11 protein-coding genes and 2 pseudogenes are annotated in these 17,416 nt (G+C 74.5%); 5 read left to right on the top strand and 8 right to left on the bottom strand.

Annotated elements, in window-relative coordinates:
- The first annotated feature begins 209 nt into the window (after positions 1-209).
- Positions 210-2,204 carry a VWA domain-containing protein gene (locus NPS70_RS28470; RefSeq protein ID WP_305885392.1) on the top strand — a complete coding sequence of 665 codons (1,995 nt, stop codon included), beginning with the start codon at positions 210-212 and terminating at the stop codon, positions 2,202-2,204.
- A 137-nt stretch (positions 2,205-2,341) separates the two neighbouring features.
- Complete coding sequence (metG, locus tag NPS70_RS03655; RefSeq protein ID WP_256522484.1) at positions 2,342-3,949, top strand: methionine--tRNA ligase; 1,608 nt, start codon at positions 2,342-2,344, stop codon at positions 3,947-3,949.
- Positions 3,950-4,066: 117 nt separating this feature from the next.
- Here metG and NPS70_RS03660 read toward each other — a convergent pair whose 3' ends face one another.
- From NPS70_RS03660 to NPS70_RS03675, 4 genes and pseudogenes are all read right to left on the bottom strand, one after another.
- Entirely contained in the window at positions 4,067-4,819 is a 753-nt protein-coding gene (locus tag NPS70_RS03660; RefSeq protein ID WP_256522485.1) for a L,D-transpeptidase family protein, read from the bottom strand.
- A 247-nt stretch (positions 4,820-5,066) separates the two neighbouring features.
- Positions 5,067-5,276, bottom strand: coding sequence for a DUF397 domain-containing protein (locus NPS70_RS03665; protein ID WP_256522486.1), 210 nt, complete (start codon positions 5,274-5,276; stop codon positions 5,067-5,069).
- Positions 5,273-5,532 (bottom strand): annotated as a pseudogene (locus NPS70_RS03670) (hypothetical protein); the annotation flags it as partial. The gene NPS70_RS03665 and the pseudogene NPS70_RS03670, both read right to left, overlap by 4 nt.
- Before the next feature lie 110 nt (positions 5,533-5,642).
- Entirely contained in the window at positions 5,643-6,998 is a 1,356-nt protein-coding gene (locus NPS70_RS03675; protein ID WP_256522487.1) for a tetratricopeptide repeat protein, read from the bottom strand.
- Between the two features lie 385 nt (positions 6,999-7,383).
- On the opposite strand from NPS70_RS03675, the pseudogene NPS70_RS03680 reads away from it, so the two are divergent.
- Both NPS70_RS03680 and NPS70_RS03685 read left to right on the top strand, forming a co-directional pair.
- Positions 7,384-7,821, top strand: a pseudogene (locus NPS70_RS03680) (ATP-binding protein); the annotation flags it as partial.
- 301 nt (positions 7,822-8,122) lie between these two features.
- Positions 8,123-9,028: a helix-turn-helix domain-containing protein gene (locus NPS70_RS03685; RefSeq protein ID WP_256522488.1), complete on the top strand. Its 906-nt coding sequence runs from the start codon at positions 8,123-8,125 to the stop codon at positions 9,026-9,028.
- A gap of 129 nt (positions 9,029-9,157) precedes the next feature.
- Here the strand turns inward: NPS70_RS03685 and aspS are convergent, their stop codons facing one another.
- Complete coding sequence (aspS, locus tag NPS70_RS03690; protein ID WP_256522489.1) at positions 9,158-10,930, bottom strand: aspartate--tRNA ligase; 1,773 nt, start codon at positions 10,928-10,930, stop codon at positions 9,158-9,160.
- 196 nt (positions 10,931-11,126) lie between these two features.
- Between aspS and NPS70_RS03695 the strand changes: the two genes are divergently transcribed.
- A complete protein-coding gene (locus NPS70_RS03695) occupies positions 11,127-13,280 on the top strand; it encodes a SpoIIE family protein phosphatase (RefSeq protein WP_256522490.1) in 2,154 nt (717 codons plus the stop codon).
- Here NPS70_RS03695 and NPS70_RS03700 read toward each other — a convergent pair.
- From NPS70_RS03700 to NPS70_RS03710, 3 genes are all read right to left on the bottom strand, one after another.
- On the bottom strand, positions 13,205-14,314 hold the full coding sequence (locus tag NPS70_RS03700) for an AI-2E family transporter (protein ID WP_256522491.1): 1,110 nt from the start codon (positions 14,312-14,314) through the stop codon (positions 13,205-13,207). The two genes, NPS70_RS03695 and NPS70_RS03700, sit on opposite strands and share 76 nt — an antisense overlap.
- A gap of 195 nt (positions 14,315-14,509) precedes the next feature.
- Entirely contained in the window at positions 14,510-15,496 is a 987-nt protein-coding gene (locus tag NPS70_RS03705) for an NADPH:quinone reductase (RefSeq protein WP_256522492.1), read from the bottom strand.
- 134 nt (positions 15,497-15,630) lie between these two features.
- A complete protein-coding gene (locus NPS70_RS03710; RefSeq protein WP_256522493.1) occupies positions 15,631-17,403 on the bottom strand; it encodes a stealth family protein in 1,773 nt (590 codons plus the stop codon).
- Between the last annotated feature and the right edge of the window lie 13 nt (positions 17,404-17,416).

Below are 17,416 nucleotides of genomic sequence, written 5' to 3' on the forward strand. Positions count from 1 at the left end.
GGCCGGGCCGGGGGGCGGCGGACGGTCCGCGCGCGGCGTCCGCCGCCGCTCCGCGTCCGCGACGTGCGGCCGGGCCCGCGCGGGTGCCCTCCCGGGGAGGCTTGCGGAGGGCCGCTAACCTTACGTGTCAGCCCAGGCCCACGGCTTGGGCGGCACGTCTGGAGGAGCGGACAGTCACCCGCACCCAACTCATGCGAAAGGCCCCGCCCATGGGTATTCGGAGCTTGCTGCGCAAGGTGTTCGGACGCGACCGGGACGGCCGGGAGGTGGGGGCGGCGGCCACCGTTCCGGCGCAGACCGAACGTAAGGAACCGGCCACGGAGGAGTCGGCACGGAGCGGGGACGCCACGAGCGACCCGGCCGCGGCCGCGCCCGCGGTGCCCTCCCAGGCCCCGGTGGACCGGGCGGACGACCTGGTGTCGGCCGCCTTCGACAAGGCGACGCGCCAGGCGGCGTCCACGGTCCCGGCGCAGGAGACCGCGGAGGCGGCGGAGGCGCGGCAGTCGGAGGCGGCCCCCGGGCCGGAGGCGTCCGCCCCGGCCGACACCGACACCGACACCGGTACGGACGCCGACCGCCCGGCCGACGCGGGCACATCCCCGGCCGTCGAGGAGTCCCCGGCCGTCCCGGCCCAGGCGGAGGCGGCCCCGGCCGTCCCGGCCCAGGCCGAGGGGTCCGCCGTCGCGGAGCCCGAGGCCGCGTCCTCGGCTGTCCAGGCCGCGGCGCCTGCCGAGGAGCCCGCGGTGGAGTCGGCTCCCGAGGCCGGGCCCGAGTCCGCGGTGGAGTCCGTGGTGGAGTCGGCTCCCGAGGCCGAGGGCACCCCGGAGGCCGGAGCCCCGGCCCCGGAGGAGGCCCCGGAGGCGGATGCTCCGGTGGCGGAGCCCCGGTCCGAGGCCGAGGCTCCGGCTGAGGGCGCTGCGGAGCCGTCCGCTGCCGACGGCCCTGCTGCCGAGGAGCCCGCCGCGGAGGCCGCTCCCGAGCCCGCACCCGAGGTCCCTGCCTCCGAGGCCGCCCCGGCACCCGCCGTGGAGCCGGAGCCCGAGGCGTCTCCCGTGGCCGAGGAGCCCGTGGCGGAGGCCGCTTCCGGGACTGAGGCGCCCGCCCCGGCGCCCGAGGCCGACACCTCGCCCGACGCCGACGCCGACGCCCCGGCCGGGGGTGCGACCGATGCGGCCGCCACCCTCGTGGAGGAGTCTCCGGCCGTTCCTGCCCAGGCCGAGGCGCCCCCGGCCGTCGAGCCCGAGGGTGCTCCCGAGCCCGAGGCGTCCGCCCCGGCGGCTGCCGAGGAGCCCGCCCCGGAGGCCGCTCCCGAGCCCGAGCCCGAGGCCGCTCCCGAGGCCGAAGGCGCTGCCCCCGCCGACGCTCCGACCCCGGCCGTGGAGCCCGAGGCGTCTCCCGTGGCCGAGGAGCCCGCGGCGGAGGCCGCTCCCGAGCCCGAGGTCCCGGCCGCCGCCGATGCCCCGGCCCCGGCGCCTGCCGATGCATCCGCCGATGCCCCGGCCGACGAGACCCCCGCCGCTGCCGGGAAGCCGGCCGTCCCGTCGGCGCGGGTCAGGTCGCGCGCGCCCCTGCTCGTCGACGCGTACAAGACCGCGGGCAGCGCGCTCGGGAAGGCGCAGCTCATCGGCGCCCGGGCGCGGGTCTACCTGGTGCTCGACCGCTCCGGCTCGATGCGCCCCTACTTCAAGGACGGCAGCGCCCAGGCCCTCGGCGAGCAGGCCCTCGCCCTCGCCGCCCACCTCGACGAGCGGGCCACCGTCGACGTCGTCTTCTTCTCCACCGAGGTCGACGGCACCGGCGAGCTCACCCTGGACTCCCACGAGGGCCGGGTGGACGAGCTGCACGCCGGTCTCGGCCGGATGGGCCGGACCAACTACCACCTGGCGATGGAGCGGGTCCTCGCGCTGCACCAGGCGGCGGGCACGGACCTCCCCGCCTTCGTGATCTTCCAGACCGACGGCGCCCCGGAGTCGAAGACGGCGGCCACGGCCGCCCTGTCCGCCACTGCCGACCTGCCCGTCTTCTGGCAGTTCGTCGCCTGGGGCGAGCCCGGTGCGAAGGCCTTCGACTACCTCCGCAGGCTCAGCGCCGACAACGCCGGCCTCCTCACCGCCGGCCCGTCCCCGCGCGAGCTGACCGACGCCGAGCTGTACACGGGCCTGCTGGCGGGCTTCGGCCCCTGGCTCGCCGCCCGTACCGCCTGATCCGCTCCGGCACAGGGCGACCGCACCGCGCCCCCGCCCCCGCCCCCGGCCGACCGGCCGGAAGGCGGGGGCGCGCGCGTGTCCACCGGGCGAAACGCGTGTGAAGGCCGCCCCGCGGGGCCGATAGGATTTCGACCATGGCGGCCACTGGATCCGAGAAGCAGGGGGCGAAGGCGTACTACGTCACGACCCCCATCTACTACGTCAACGACGCTCCTCACCTGGGCCACGCCTATACGACCGTCGCAGGCGACGTGCTCTCCCGCTGGCACCGCCAGCGCGGCGAGAAGGTGTGGTACCTCACCGGCACGGACGAGCACGGTCAGAAGATCATGCGCACGGCCGAGGCGAACGGCGTCTCACCGCAGGAGTGGTGCGACAAGCTGGTCACCGAGGCATGGAAGCCCCTCTGGGAGCACCTGGAGATCGCGAACGACGACTTCATCCGCACCACGGAGAAGCGGCACACGGACCGTGTGCAGGAGTTCGTGCAGGACCTGTACGACAAGGGCGAGATCTACAAGGGCGGGTACGAGGGCCCGTACTGCGTGGGCTGCGAGGAGTACAAGATCCCCGGGGAGCTCGTCGAGGCCGAGGACGGCAGCAGGCTGTGCGCCGTCCACAAGCGCCCGGTGGAGATCCTCAAGGAGGAGAACTACTTCTTCAAGCTCTCTGAGTACGGCCCCAAGCTGCTGGACTTCTACGCGGCGAACCCCGGCTTCATCCAGCCCGAGTCCGCGCGCAACGAGGTCGTGAACTTCGTCAAGCAGGGTCTCCAGGACCTGTCGATCTCCCGCTCCACCTTCGACTGGGGCGTCCCGGTCCCGTGGGACGACAAGCACGTGATCTACGTGTGGGTCGACGCCCTGCTGAACTACGCCACGGCCGTCGGCTACAACGAGAACCCGGCGAAGTTCGAGGGGACCTTCCCCGCCGACGTGCACCTGGTCGGCAAGGACATCCTGCGCTTCCACGCGGTGATCTGGCCCGCCATGCTGCTGGCCCAGGGCCTGCCGGTGCCCGGCAGGGTCGCCGCCAACGGCTGGCTGATGGTCGGCGGCGAGAAGATGTCCAAGTCCAACCTGACCGGCATCAAGCCGCAGGACCTGACCTCGCACTTCGGGGTGGACGCCTACCGCTGGTACTTCCTGCGGGCGATCGCCTTCGGCAGCGACGGCTCGTTCTCGTGGGAGGACTTCAGCGCCCGCTACACCTCCGAGCTGGCCAACGACTACGGCAACCTCGCCTCGCGCGTCGCGGCGATGGTCGGCAAGTACTTCGACGGTGCGCTCCCGGCCGCGACGGCCGACGGGGACGCCGAGAAGGCGGTGCACGAGGGCCTGGCCAGGGCGGTGGCCGAGGCCGACCGCAGGATCGGCGACGAGCTGGACTTCCAGGGCGGCATCCTGGCGGTCTTCGACTTCGTGAAGCAGGTCAACGGCTACATCACGGAGCAGGAGCCGTGGAAGGTCGCCAAGGACACCTCGGAGGAGGGCCGGGCGCGCCTGGCGACGATCCTCTACACGGCGGCGGAGTCGCTGCGCGCCGTGGCCGTCCTGCTGCACCCGGTGATGCCGGAGACCTCCCGCAGGCTGTGGGAGTCCCTCGGGGCCGAGGCCGCGCTGGGGGCCCTCGCGGACCAGCGGGTCCAGGAGGCGGGCACCTGGGGCCTGCTGCCGGCCGGCTCCGCGGTGACCAAGGGCGCGGTGCTCTTCCCGCGCCTGGAGGAGCCGAAGAAGGACTGAACGCGACCGGGCCCCCGGCCCGGTCCCCGCGACGCCGCCCGGTCCCGTCCGGGCGGCGTTCCGCGTTCCGGGGCGGCGTGCCGTGCGGGGCCGTCCGGCACGGCCCCGGGGCACCGCTCAGCGGCGCAGGGTGCGGGCGTCGCCCATCACGACGACCGGGTGCAGCCCGGGGTCGAGGGCGCGCAGCAGCTCCCGCATGTGCTCCAGGGACAGCGACACGCACCCCTGCGTCGGGCCGCCGTGGTCGACGTGGATCCAGATGCCGCCGCCGCGTTCCCCGCCCATGGGCCGGGCCCGGTCGAGCGGGCTGGTGCCGGGCTCCCGGTTGTAGTCGACGGCCACCACGTAGTCGAAGGAGCCGTCGAGCGGCTCCCCCTCGAAGCCGCGGCCGCTGATCGTGAACTCGGGCCCCTGGTCGTAGGGGAGCGCGGTGCCGGGGTCGGGCAGCAGACCGCCCGCGCCGGTGAGGCCGAAGACGCCGATCGGCGACCGCAGGTCGCCTTCGCGGTGCTCCTCGGTCCAGCCCCTGAGGGCGTTGTGCGCGGTCCACGGACCGGCGGTGCGCTGCCAGCCCTTCTCCGGGTCTCTGACGTGGAGCGCCACGGCGGAGGCGGAGGAGTCGCGGCCCTCGCCCGTCACGACGAGCACCTGGCGGCTGTCCGCGGGGATCTCCGCCATGGTCCGGGGCCCGAGGCCGGGGATGTCCGCCACCGGGACGGTCTGGGCCTCGGGACGCCCCGGGGCGTCGCCGGGCTTGGCGTCCGTCACCGCCGGTGGCGCCTGTGCGTCGGTACCCGCTCCGCAACCGGTGAGCAGGGCTCCGGCGCACAGCAGGGCGGCGGCCGGAAGGGTTCGGGTACGCAGAGGCATTGCGGCGGGCGGCCTTTCGGACTCGGGAACCGTCTCCGGACGGCATGTGCTTCCAGAGTGGCAGGCCCCCGGCGTTTCGCAGCTCCGCACCACTCGGGAGAGCGGTCGATTGTCGGCCATGTCGGCCGCTTCCGTCGTACGGGCAAAGGCCGTTGACGCCACGAGGCCCGCCCCGATGGCATATGCCGACCCGAACCGCACGCGGTGTCACCACCGGGCACGGTGGGTGCCCCTCGCCTGGGGCGCCTCAGCGCGACGCCGCGTACGCCACGAATCCCGCCCACGCACTGCGCGTCAGTGCAAGCCGGGGGCCGTCGACGTCCTTGGAGTCCCGGACGTGCACCGCGCCGCGCCCGTCGGCGACCTCGACACAGGAGTCGCCCTCATTGCTGCTGCTGTAGCTGCTCGTGAACCACACCAGGCCGCCGGGACCTTCGGCCGAGGCGTTTCGCGTCATGTCTCCCCCAGCAGATGCTCGATGAAGGTGTTCGACTCACGGGGCGTGAGGGCCTGAGCCCGGATGATGCCATAGCGCAACTCCAGGATACGAAGCTGCCGGAGGCCATTCACGGCCCGACCGCCCGACCGCCCGACCTCCCGACTGCCCGACTGCCCGACCTCCCGACCGCCGGAACCGCCGACGAGCCGTCCGGGAACGTCGGGACCTCGATGCGTCCCGACAGTCCCGCACGCTCCTGACGGTCCGTCGGCATCGGTCGTCAGCTACGGCCGCTCCATGGAATCGCGGGTCAGGCAGCATCCCATGGAGTCCGGCATGCAAGGCCCGTGGGGCCCCGGTGGCACGGCGGCGAGTGGCCTGGAGTCATGCCGGTGATCGTCGTCCGGTCCCGGCCGTGGGTGTCTGCCTGGGCAGCAGCGGTTTCGCCCGCTCGACCAGGGCTGCGGCCTCCGCGACGTGGCGGTAGCGATGCAGGCGCGTGCTCATGTCGCCCACGGCACCGCTGATCTTCACCGACCTGATGCCTTCCGCGCAGTCCAGGAACTCGGTCCACGTCGAGAGGGCGGAGTCGAGGTCGCCGCGTTGCAGGCCGACCTTCCCGAGGTCGGCGAGGACGATCGCCCGGCTGCGGCGCCGGTCGAGGCCGTGGATATCGAGGGCCTGGTGCAGGTGCTCGGTCGCGGCGTCCAGGTCGCCGAGGCGGGCGAGGATCATCCCGGAGTGGTGGGCCCACCGGCCGATGCTGAAATGCGACGCCCAGGACTCGCCGGGCGGGTGCCCGGGGTTCTTCTCGATCGCGGTCTGCGCGGCGGTCAGGGACCGGGTGGCGAGCCGCCTGTCGCCGTCCAGGGCGGCCGCGTCCGCCAAGGTGGTCTGGTAGTACGACACGGCCCTCGGGTCGTCGGGCGTCTTCGCCTCCTCGACGCACCGCTCGGACAGCCGCAGGGCGACCGCGCTGACCTTCGGGCCCAGGTCGATCGCCTGCATCGCCATGCCGCGGAGGGCGGTGGCGGCCAGCTCGGGGTCGCCGGCCTCGGCGGCGAGCGCGTACGCGTGGCCGTAGTACTGCTGGGCGAGGCCGTCGTTGCCCTCGTCCTGGGCCATCCATCCGGCGAGGTGCACGAGCTGCGACGTCGCCGCGTACAGGGCCCGGCCGGTCTTCTCGCTGTAGGTGCCGTTCAGCCAGCGTTCGACGTCCTCGGTGAGGTAGCGCGCAACCAGGTGCCGCGCGTGTCCGCCGCCGAGTTCCGCCGCAGTGTCGCCGAGGGCCTTGGTCATCGCCCGTACGGCCGCGACCTCGCCGTCACCCACTCTCAGGCCGCCGGCCTGGTCGATCCTGCGCTGTATGCCCTCAGGGTCCGGAAGTCCGAGGGCGGCGAGCGCGTAGGCGCTGGAGGCCGCGAGGAAGTTCCGCCGAAGCACGTCGCTCCTTCCCAACTCCATTACTGACGCCACGGTATCCGCGCCCGGGGCCGTAGGCCCCGCAACTTCCGGGGCCGGTACCGCGCTCAGGTCGAGGTCGAGCAGCTGCACGAAGTGCGGCAGCCAGTACGTCGGCTCGCGTTCGCCGGTCATCCACCGCCGGGCGGACTGCCGGTCGACGCCGTTCGGGCCCCGGCCTTCGATGATCCCCAACTCGCGGGCGAGTTTGGTCGGCCCCCAGCCGCGTGCTGCGCACGCCTGGCGGATCAGTTCGCTGATGTGCGGGCGCTCGGGCACCCCCGCCCCTCTCCGTCCGGTGCCGGGGACGTGCGGGTCCTCCGGGCTGGCCCACGCGGGCCTACGACTGGCCTACAGCCTGGCACCTCCTCACCACCCGTGCTTGGTCGTTGACTCAACGCCACACCGAAGACTCGATGCCAGCGGACGGAAGACGGTGATCGACACCATGCACCTCGACGACGACAACGTGCCTCAAGACGAGCGGCCTTGCTCTCCCGCGATGCCCGGCCGAGCTCCTGCCACGCTCCCAGCTCCACTCGACTCCCGTGATCTGGCCCCCGATGTGCGGCTGGCCCTCGACCTGTCCAACGGGCGGCCGACCGGCGCGGCCGCCGACGCCGTACGACGGCGGCTGCGCGAGCACGTCGCCGCGCTCGCCGACATGGGCGGATATTGCGGCCGGATCCACCCCTGCCGCCGCGCGACCGGCGGCCCTTCGGACCGCTTCTCCGTCCTGCTGTCCCCGACCCGGCGCGGAGCGCGCCTCGGCCGGCTGCTCCTTGCCGCGTGGCTGCGGTCCCGGGAGCTGCCGGACGGTGTCGCCGAGGCGGCCGTGCAGATCACCGCCGAACTCTGCGCGAACGCCGCCACCCACGGCAGGGCCGGCGGCCGGAACGTCCGCCTCGCCGTCCATGTGAGCGGCGAGCGGCTGCGCCTGGAGGTGACCGACACCCGGGGCGGGGAGCTTCCGCGGCCGGGGCCCGCCGCACCCGAGGCGGAGTCCGGACGGGGGCTGCTCCTCGTCGCCGCGTTCGCGGACCGCTGGGGCGTGGAGCAGGGACCGGTTCCCCGCAAGACCGTATGGGCCGAACTCGACCTGCCGCAACGGCCGTCGGGGGAGGCGGGGCCCGCCACCGGAGCCCGGGAACGCGGGCTCCGGTGGGGCGGCACCTCTGACCAAGGAACGACGGGAGGGAAAGGAACCGCACCCGACCCCACCCCTCCCTCCCGGACCGACTACTCACCCGCGCGGGTGAACATCGGCAACTGAGCTGGATTCGGGACGGGTTGCCTGCCATACGCTCAGCGCGACAAGCACACCGACTGCGGACATACGACGGCCCCCGCCGGGACTGCAATCCCAAGGCGAGGGCCTGACCACCGAGGAAACACCCTTCCTGATGGATACCGAGAACCCTAGCGCGCACCCTCGCGCCACGTCCCGCAACGACGGGAACAACCACCGTCCCCGGCGCGCCGGGACGGCTGCCCGGACCGGCGGAGTCGTCCACGACAACTCCCGCCACACCACCCGCTTCACGGTGATCGGCAACCACCTGGCGCAGCACACCGAGCTGTCGCTGCTGGCCATCGGCCTGGCCGTGCACATCCAGTCGCTCCCCGGCGGCGCCTGCGTCAGCATCCGGACCCTGGCGGCGCGCTTTCCCGAGGGCACCGCGCGGATCGCCGCCGCCCTCCGGGAGCTGGAGGCCCACGGCTATCTCCGCCGCAGCCGCGAGCGCACCGGGGGCGGCCGGATCGTGACCCGGACCGTCTCCTGCAACCAGCCGGGCCGGGCCCGTGGCGGTCCGGGCACGGTGGCCGCGAGCAGCACCGCGGCGGGGCCGCCCGCGGCCGTCCGCCGCCCGCGCCCGGAGCGGGGGCGGCCCGGTGCCCGGTCCCTCCCGCCCGTGCCCCGGCCCGCGTACACCTCGCCCGCGCTGCTCGCCGACGCGGCGGAGGTACTGGCGGGGCTCCGGCGGCAGGACCCCCGGCTGCTGCTGTCCGCCGCGGACGCGGCGCACCTCGCCCCGGGCGTCGCCGCCTGGCTGGAGCGCGAGTTGACCCCGGCCGAGGTGGGCCGCGCCCTGGCGGCGGACCTGCCCGGGGAACCCCTGCACCGCCCCGCCGCCCTGCTGGCGCACCGCCTCACCGCGAAGCTCCCGCCCCTGCCACCGTTCCGCGCCCCGGCCCCGCCGGAGGCCGTCCGGCACCCCCTGCAGAACTGCGACTCCTGCGACCACGCCTTCCGCGGCCCGTCCCCCGGCACCTGCCCGCCCTGCACCCCGGGCGGCCCCGGCCCGTGACCGCGCACGGACTCCCCCTCCCCCTCCGCGGCTGAGCGCCCACGCGGAAGGGCCCCGGAGCCGCCTCGGCGGCTCCGGGGCCCTTCCGGAGAGTGGGTCCCCCCGGCCCGGCCGGGGAGGGGCGCGGGTCTACTCGGCCGGCTTGGCGACCGGCTTGCGCAGGGCGATGTTCAGCTCGCGCAGGCGGGTCTCCTCCAGCTCCGTGGGGGCGCCCATCATCAGGTCCTGGGCGTTGCCGTTGAGCGGGAAGGCGATGGTCTCGCGGATGTTGGGCTCGTCCGCGAGGAGCATCACGATGCGGTCCACGCCCGGGGCGATGCCGCCGTGCGGCGGGGCGCCGTACTGGAAGGCGCGCAGCATGCCCGCGAACTCGCGCTCCACGGTCTCCTTGTCGTAGCCCGCGATCTCGAAGGCCTTGAACATGATCTCGGGCTCGTGGTTCCGGATGGCACCCGAGGACAGCTCGACACCGTTGCAGACGATGTCGTACTGCCAGCCGAGGACGTCCAGCGGGTCCTGCGTCTCCAGCGCCTCCAGGCCGCCCTGGGGCATCGAGAACGGGTTGTGCGAGAAGTCGATCTTCCCGGTGTCCTCGTCCTTCTCGTACATCGGGAAGTCGACGATCCAGCAGAACCGGAAGACGCCCTCCTCGAAGTGGCCGGAGCGCCTGGCGGCCTCCACCCGGACCGCGCCCATGATCCTGGAGACCTCGTCGAACCCGCCCGCGCCGAAGAACACGGCGTGGCCCGCGGCCAGGCCGAGGCGCTCGGTGAGGACCTTGACGTTCTCCTCGGTCAGGAACTTGGCGATGGGGCCGCTCAGCGTGCCGTCCTCGCCGACCCGGACCCAGGCCAGGCCCTTGGCGCCCTGCTCCACCGCGTAGTCGCCGAGGCCGTCGAAGAACTTCCGCGGCTGGTCCTGGACCGCCGGGACCGGCAGGGCGCGGACGTGCTTGCCCGCGAAGGCCTTGAACTCCGAGCCCTCGAAGACGTCGGTGATGTCGACGAGTTCCAGCTGCGCGCGCAGGTCGGGCTTGTCGTTGCCGTACTTCAGCATCGCCTCGCGGAACGGGATCCGCGGGAACGGGGAGGTGACGTGGCGGCCGCCGCCGAACTCCTCGAACAGCTCGGTCATGAGCTTCTCGATCGGCTGGAAGACGTCCTCCTGCTCGGCGAAGCTCATCTCCACGTCGAGCTGGTAGAACTCGCCCGGCGAGCGGTCGGCGCGGGCGTCCTCGTCGCGGAAGCACGGCGCGATCTGGAAGTAGCGGTCGAAGCCCGAGATCATGAACAGCTGCTTGAACTGCTGCGGAGCCTGGGGCAGCGCGTAGAACTTCCCCGGGTTCAGGCGGGAGGGCACCACGAAGTCGCGGGCGCCCTCGGGGGAGGTCGCCGTGAGGATCGGCGTGGCCATCTCGTTGAAGCCGAGGGCCGTCATCTTGTGCCGGATCGCGGAGATGACCGCGGTGCGCAGCATGATGTTGCGGTGCATGCGCTCGCGGCGCAGGTCCAGGAAGCGGTACTCCAGGCGGCGCTCCTCGCCGACACCGTCGTCGGTGTTGATCTGGAACGGGAGCTGCTGCGCCGCGCCCAGCACCTCGACGGAGCCGACCTCGACCTCGACCTCGCCGGTCGGCAGCTCGGCGTTGACGTTCTCCGTGCCGCGGGAGACGACCGTGCCGTCGACGCGGACGACCGACTCCTTGGTCAGCTTGTCGAGCGCCTCGTAGGCGGGGGTGCCGGGACGGGCGACGAGCTGCGTGATGCCGTAGTGGTCGCGCAGATCGATGAAGAGGATGCCGCCCAGGTCTCGGCGATTGTGCAGCCAGCCGCTCAGCCGGACGTCCGTGGAGACGTCAGAGGCGCGGAGCTCGCCGCAGGTGTGGGACCTGTACCGATGCATCGTCGTTCATCCAGTCTTGGGGATTCGGGAGTGGGCGATCTGTGCAAGGTTACCGCCCGGGACCCTCCGCCCTCATGGGCATGGACGCATCAGACGGGCCGCGGCCCGTCCGGCGGGCCCGTGCGCGTGCCGCCCGCTCCCCGGGCGGATGTCTCCCGGCAGGTCATCGGCGCGCGCATCTGCCTACAGTGAGCCAATGCGCACCGAGGACGTGCTGGTCGCCGTGGCGACCGGTGTCTGGCGCTGGGAGGCCTCGAAGGGGGCGGTCTCCCTCGACGCCGAGGCGGCCAGGCTGCTGGGGCTCCCGGAGGGCACCGGCGAGTTCCCCGAGGCCGCCGTGCGCTCGTGCTTCCACCCGGTGGACTGGAGCGAACTCAACGGCATCGCCAGCCTGGCCCTCGCCGAGGGCACGGTCGCCGAGGCGCGGCTGCGGGTGGTGGACGGCTCGGGCCGGGTGCGGCGCATCCTGCGGACCCGCGGAAGGCCGATCACACAGGGTGACACCCTGCGGCTGGTCGGCACCCTCCAGGAGGTCACCGACCAGCCGTCCTCCGCCGCGCAGGCACCCGTCACCGGGGACTGGCGGCGCTCCCGGGAGGCCTTCCTGCTGGACGCGGGCAGGGCGCTGGCGGAGGCCCGCTCCACCGCCGAGGTGCTGCGGGTGGCGGGCTCGCTGTCGATGCCCGGGTTCTCCCCGGACGGACTGGCGGTCTTCGGGGCCGCGGCGGACCGGCTGACGATCATCGGCCACCACGGGCACGGCACCGGCGACGACGAGCCCTTCACGGACATGCCGCTGGACACGGACTACCCGGCGGCGGAGGTGGTGCGCACCGGCCGGGCGATCTACCTGCCGAGCCCCGACGACTACCGCGACCGCTTCCCCGTCACCTGGCCGCTCGCCCAGCGCTTCGGGCGCGAGTCCTGGGCGTTCCTGCCCCTGGTGGTGGCGGGGCGCACCATCGGGGCCTGGATGGCGGCGTTCCGCCACCCGGTCGCCTTCACCCCCGACGAGCGCGCGGTGCTCACCACCGTCGCGCGGATGCTCGCGGGCGCGCTGAGCAGGGCCGGGGCGGCCGAGTCGGAGCGGGAGCTGTCGCTGGGGCTCCAGCGGGCGATGATGCCGAACCTGGGTGCCGGCGTCCCGGGGCTGGCGGTCGCCGCGCGCTATGTGCCGACCGGCGGCGGCCTCCAGATCGGGGGCGACTGGTACGACATGATCCCGCTGCCGGGCGGCAGCGCGCGCGGTGACGGCAGGGACGGGCGGATCGCCCTGGTCATCGGCGACGTCCAGGGGCACGACGTGCGGGCGGCGGGGCTGATGGGCCAGCTGCGGATCGCGCTGCGCGCCTACGCGGCCGAGGGGCACCGTCCGGACGCGGTGCTCTCCCGGGCCTCGCGGTTCCTGCACGGCGTCACCGAGGCGAGCGACGACGGCGACCTCCTGGGCGGCCCCCGCTTCGCGACCTGCCTCTACCTGGAGTTCGACCCGGCGACCGGGGTGGCGGAGCTCGCCCGTGCGGGGCACCCGGAGCCCGTGGTGGTGACCTCCGACGGGACGGTGCTGCAGCGGTCCACGGAGGGCGGGCTCCCGCTGGGTGTCGACCCGGACAGCGACTATCCGACGACCCGGCTGACGCTGGACCCGGGGGCGACGCTGCTGCTCTGCACCGACGGGCTGCTGGAGACCGGCGGGCACGACCTGGACACGGGCTGGGCCAGGCTGCGGGACGTGCTGGAGGGGCACCGGGGGGCGGCCCTGGAGGATCTGGCGGACGCCCTGGTCCAGGCGGTCCACGGGCCCACCTCCCACCACACCACGGGGCCGCTCGCCGACCGCCGCGAGGACGACATCGCCGTGGTGCTGATGCGGCGGGAGAGCAGCGGGGACCGGAGGCCCGCGCGCCGGACCGCGATGGTCGTCGCGCAGGCGGAGCCGCAGCGCATCGCCCATGCCCGCCGCCAGGTCCGGGAGCTGCTGCACGACTGGGCCGACTCCGAGCAGGTGGACTCGGCGGTGCTGATGGTCTCCGAGATGCTGACCAACGTCCTGGTGCACACCGACGTCACCGCGCTGCTGGCGGCCGAGGTGGTGCACGAGGAGGCGGTGCGCCGGGTGCGGGTGGAGGTGACGGACGGCAGCGACGAGCTGCCGCACCGGCGCAGCCCGGGGGAGCTGGCGTCCTCGGGACGGGGGCTGGTGCTGATGGAGATGCTGTCCGACGCCTGGGGTGTCGAGCCGCGGGGCGAGGGCAAGTCGATCTGGTTCGAGCTCTACGAGCCGCCGGCCGCGGAGGGCGGCTCCGGGCCGGGGGCCGGACCGGTCGCGGTGGCCGCGCCCCCGCCGTAGCGGTCCCGCAGCTCGCCCAGGACGCCGAAGGCGGCGGCCGTGACCGGCACGGCGAGCAGCATCCCGAGGATGCCCGCGAGGCTGGCGCCCGCGGTGATGGCCAGCATGACCAGCGCCGGGTGCATCTGCACCGTGCGGCTCTGGATCATGGGCTGGAGGACGTGGCCTTCGAGCATCTGGACCGCCAGCACCACGCCGAGCGCCCAGAGCGCGATCACGAAGCCGCGGTCGGCGAGGGCGACGAGGACGGCCACCGCCCCGGAGATGAAGGCGCCCAGGTAGGGGATGTACGCGCCCACGAACACCAGCGCGCCCAGGCCGACGGCCCCGGGCACGCGCAGGACCAGCAGGCCGACGGTGATGCAGACGGCGTCGATCAGGGCGATGAAGGTGGTGCCGCGCATGAAGCCGGAGACGGCGCCGAAGGCGCGGCGGGCCATGGCCTCGGCCACGTCGCCGGTCGACCGGGGGGCCAGGGAGCGCAGGGTGGCGACGGCACGGTCGGAGTCGCGCAGGAAGAAGAAGACGAGCAGCAGCGCGAGCACGGCGATGGCGGCCATCTCGCCGACCACGCTCAGTCCGGAGATCACGCCGGAGGCGGCGGTCTGGCCGAACCTGCCGAGCAGGTCCCTGGCGTTGGCGGCGATGTCGTCCAGCGAGGTGCCCGCGGCGCCGAAGAGGTCGGCGAGGTCGAGGGCGGCCCTGCGGAGCGAGGCGACGATCTGGTCCCCGGTCTCGACCAGGGCGTGCACCACGATGTAGACGGCGCCGCCGACGACCCCGAGGACCCCGGCGCAGGTCAGGGCGGCGGCGAGCGAGCGCTGCACCTTCATCCGGCGCAGCCGCCGGTACAGGGGCTCCAGCAGGGCCGTGCCGAGGAGGGCCAGCAGCACGGGGGTGACGGCGGTCTTGAAGACGACGACCAGCCAGACGCCGACGCCCGCGACCCCGGCCACCAGCAGGGCGAGGGCGCACCAGGCCGCGAGGCGGCGCGCGGGCTCGGGCAGCACGGGCTGGGGGGCGGGACCGGTCACACGGCCAGCCGACCACGGGGGAGGCGCGGGGGCGCGCGGGGGCGGGCCAGGGGGGTGACGGTGCGTCAGCCCCGGTGGGGCGGCCGCGGCGGCCCCGCAGGCCGGGTCCGCCCACCGCCGCACCAGCCCGGGCGCCCGCTGTCCACAGCCTGTGGACAGTCCTTCCCGGCGGGCCCCGCTCCCTGCTCCCCGGCCTCAGCCGGAAAGGCCCGGCAGCAGCACCACCCGGCGGCCGTGGAGCTCGCCGTCCTCGATGCGGCGGTGGGTGCGGGCCGCGTCGGCGAGGGGGGCCAGCTCCACGGCGCGCGGGCGCAGGCGCCCGTCGGACAGGAGGCGGTTGATCGCCGTCGCCGCCTCGGCGAGTTCGGCCGTGGTGGCGTGCGAGATGACGAAGCCGACCACCGCCCCGTCCTTCATGTAGAGGGGGCCCGCGGGCAGTACCGGCTCGGAGCGCGCACCGGCGAGCAGCACGATCCGCCCGCGCGGGGCGAGGACGTCCACGGCGGTGGCCAGGTCGTTGGCGCCGGAGGTGTCCGCGTGGACGTCGACGCCCCGCGGGCACGCCCGGCGGATCCGCTCGCGCAGGTCGGGGGACCGGTAGTCGAGGACGGTCTCCGCTCCCAGGGCCTTGCAGTGGTCGGCGTCGGCCGCCGAGGCGGTCGCGACCACCCGCGCCCCGGCCTCGGCCGCCATCACCACGAGCGCGCCGCCCACGTTGCCCCCGGCGCCCGCGACCAGCAGGGTCTCCCCGGCGCGCAGCCGCCCGTGGGTGAAGAGGGCGAGGTGGGCGGTGGCCGCCGGGTGGACCACGGCGACGGCGTCAGCGGCCCCGACCCCGGGCGGCAGGTGGTAGAGGCGGTCCGCCGGCACGACCGCCTGCTCCGCCGCCGCGCCCTGCCGGCCCCCGTGTCCGAGGCTGTTGCACCACACCCGGTCGCCCGGGGCGAAGCCGGGTGCTCCGGCGCCGGCGGTGACGACGGTGCCGACCAGGTCGCGGCCGACGACGAAGGGGAACTCCATCGGCGTCGCGAAGAGGCCGGAGCGCACGAAGGTGTCCACCGGGTTGGCCGAGACGGCCTCGACCTCGACCAGGACGTCCGTCGGCCCCGGCAGGGGTGCCTCGACGTCGCCGTACCGGATGTTCTCCGCGGGGCCCGGTTCTTCGATGAAAGCTGCACGCATGAGGCGATCGTCGCAGCGAGGCGCGGCGGACCGCACGGATCGGCGCGGGTTTCGTCACCTCCGCGGTGGTGGCGGCGGTGGCGGTGGCGGCGGCGTGCTGCCGGACGGCCGCGGCGGCGCGGCCGCCCGGCGCGTCAGTGCCGCTGCCGGGCCGCCGCCTGCTGGCGCGGAACCTTCTTCTCCGGCGTGCCCGCCCGGCGCTCGAAGCGGCTCGGGAAGGGGTACCTGCGCTCCAGGAAGGCCCCGATCGCCCGCTGGGCCGCCGCCCGCGCCGCGGGCGGCGTGTCCACGTCGTTCAGGCAGAAGAAGTCGACGTCCTCGCCCGCCGCCAGCCGCGCCAGCCGCTGCTTCATGTCCCGCGAGCCCAGCTGCACATAGCGGAACAGGTACTCCGCCGGCACGGCGCGCCCGGTGGCGATCGCCCAGTGGTGGTGCAGTGTCGAGGCCGGCGCCAGGTCGGAGGTGGAGCGGAACCGGGAGTACGACGTACGCCGCAGCTCCTCGATGTCGAGGCTCTCCATCTCCCGCATCACCGACAGCAGTTGCGGATGCGGGGTGTGCAGCGACTTGCGGGTGATCTGCCGCCCGTGGAACCGCCGGATCACCTCGCGGGTGTTCTTGCCGGCCGAGTTCGGCGCGGGCTCCAGCGGATGCGGTGCGCCCACCCCCAGCTTCAGCGGCGAGAACGGGATGCGGGCGATGCCGTTGCCGTGGAAGAAGTGGGCGGCGCCCACCGGGCGGTTCACGAACACGTCGTCGTTGAAGTACAGGAAGTGGTCCGACAGGCCCGGGATGTGGTGCAGCCGGCTCTCGATGGCGTGCGAGTTGAACACGGGCAGCGCGTCCGCCGGGAGGATGTCCCGGTGGTCGACCACGGTCAGCCCCTCCGCCCGGGGGTCCAGCCAGGACGGCACCTGCGCGTCGGTGACCAGGTAGACGTTCCGGACGAAGCCGGCGTACATCTCCAGGGAGCGCAGCGCGTACTTCAGTTCGTCGTGGCTGGTGTACCGGGAGTCGCCGGTCTCGCGCGCGGCGATGACGTTCTCGGACCGCTCCTGGTGCGCGCGGCGCTTGGCGGCCATCGCCGGGTCGCTGCCGTCGACCCAGGTGTACACGGCGTCGACCGGGAACAGCACCTCGTCGATGCCCGGCTCGGCGAACGCCGTGAACGTCGGCACCGTGCGCCGGTGCCCGGGTGCCGTGGCCGTGTCGCGGGCCGCCTCGGGCACGACCTCGGAGACCGGGTTGCGCCGCGGGGCGACCAGGGCGGTGCCGAAGACGTCCTCCAGCTGCTCCCCGGGAACGCTCAGATGGGCGGGGTCGCCGCCGAGGTCCCGGCCCTGCCGCCAGAACTCGATGTCGCAGCCGGCCTCCAGGCCGCTGAGCACCTGCCCGACGGGACCGAGCCGGACCAGGCCGGTGCGCAGCACCGCCGCGCGGCGCAGGGCGCCCGGCAGCCGGCCGTCGGCCCACAGCACCGCGGTCGGCACGGTGCCGTCGGAGGCGACGGCACCGACGTACGCCGCGGTGTCCGCGAACCGCCGCCGGGCCCCCGCCAGCACCGTCGCGCGGTGCTCCTCCGCGACACCGACGACCTGCCGGGGAGCGCCGCTCCCGTGCTCGACGGGGACCAGGAAGTAGGGCACGCCCGAGGACTCCAGCAGCGTGCACACCTGGTCGAGGTCGGCCTCCGCGGCCTCCGCGGCGGTATAGCGGGCGACCGTGGGCCCGTACAGCCGGAGCGGGCCGAAGGACACCCTGCGCAGCCCGGGCACGGTGCGCCGCAGCCGGCGGCGGGCCCGGGACCTGCGCAGCGGCCACAGCCGGGCCACCGACCACAGCCGCAGGCGCAGCAGCAGGTCCCGGGCGGCCCGCAGGGCCGCCGAGGCCGGCAGGAGTTCGCGCATCCGCATGGCCCCG

Source organism: Streptomyces sp. C10-9-1, from assembly GCF_024497955.1.
Lineage (GTDB): Bacteria > Actinomycetota > Actinomycetes > Streptomycetales > Streptomycetaceae > Streptomyces > Streptomyces sanyensis.

What these genes read in the sequence shown, in the direction of transcription:
- NPS70_RS28470 (WP_305885392.1), top strand. Translation starts at nt 210, where the DNA reads ATGGGTATTCGGAGCTTGCTGCGCAAGGTGTTCGGACGCGACCGGGAC.
- metG (WP_256522484.1), top strand. Translation starts at nt 2,342, where the DNA reads ATGGCGGCCACTGGATCCGAGAAGCAGGGGGCGAAGGCGTACTACGTC.
- NPS70_RS03660 (WP_256522485.1), bottom strand. Translation starts at nt 4,819, where the DNA reads ATGCCTCTGCGTACCCGAACCCTTCCGGCCGCCGCCCTGCTGTGCGCC.
- NPS70_RS03665 (WP_256522486.1), bottom strand. Translation starts at nt 5,276, where the DNA reads ATGACGCGAAACGCCTCGGCCGAAGGTCCCGGCGGCCTGGTGTGGTTC.
- NPS70_RS03685 (WP_256522488.1), top strand. Translation starts at nt 8,123, where the DNA reads ATGGATACCGAGAACCCTAGCGCGCACCCTCGCGCCACGTCCCGCAAC.
- aspS (WP_256522489.1), bottom strand. Translation starts at nt 10,930, where the DNA reads ATGCATCGGTACAGGTCCCACACCTGCGGCGAGCTCCGCGCCTCTGAC.
- NPS70_RS03695 (WP_256522490.1), top strand. Translation starts at nt 11,127, where the DNA reads ATGCGCACCGAGGACGTGCTGGTCGCCGTGGCGACCGGTGTCTGGCGC.
- NPS70_RS03705 (WP_256522492.1), bottom strand. Translation starts at nt 15,496, where the DNA reads ATGCGTGCAGCTTTCATCGAAGAACCGGGCCCCGCGGAGAACATCCGG.
- NPS70_RS03710 (WP_256522493.1), bottom strand. Translation starts at nt 17,403, where the DNA reads ATGCGCGAACTCCTGCCGGCCTCGGCGGCCCTGCGGGCCGCCCGGGAC.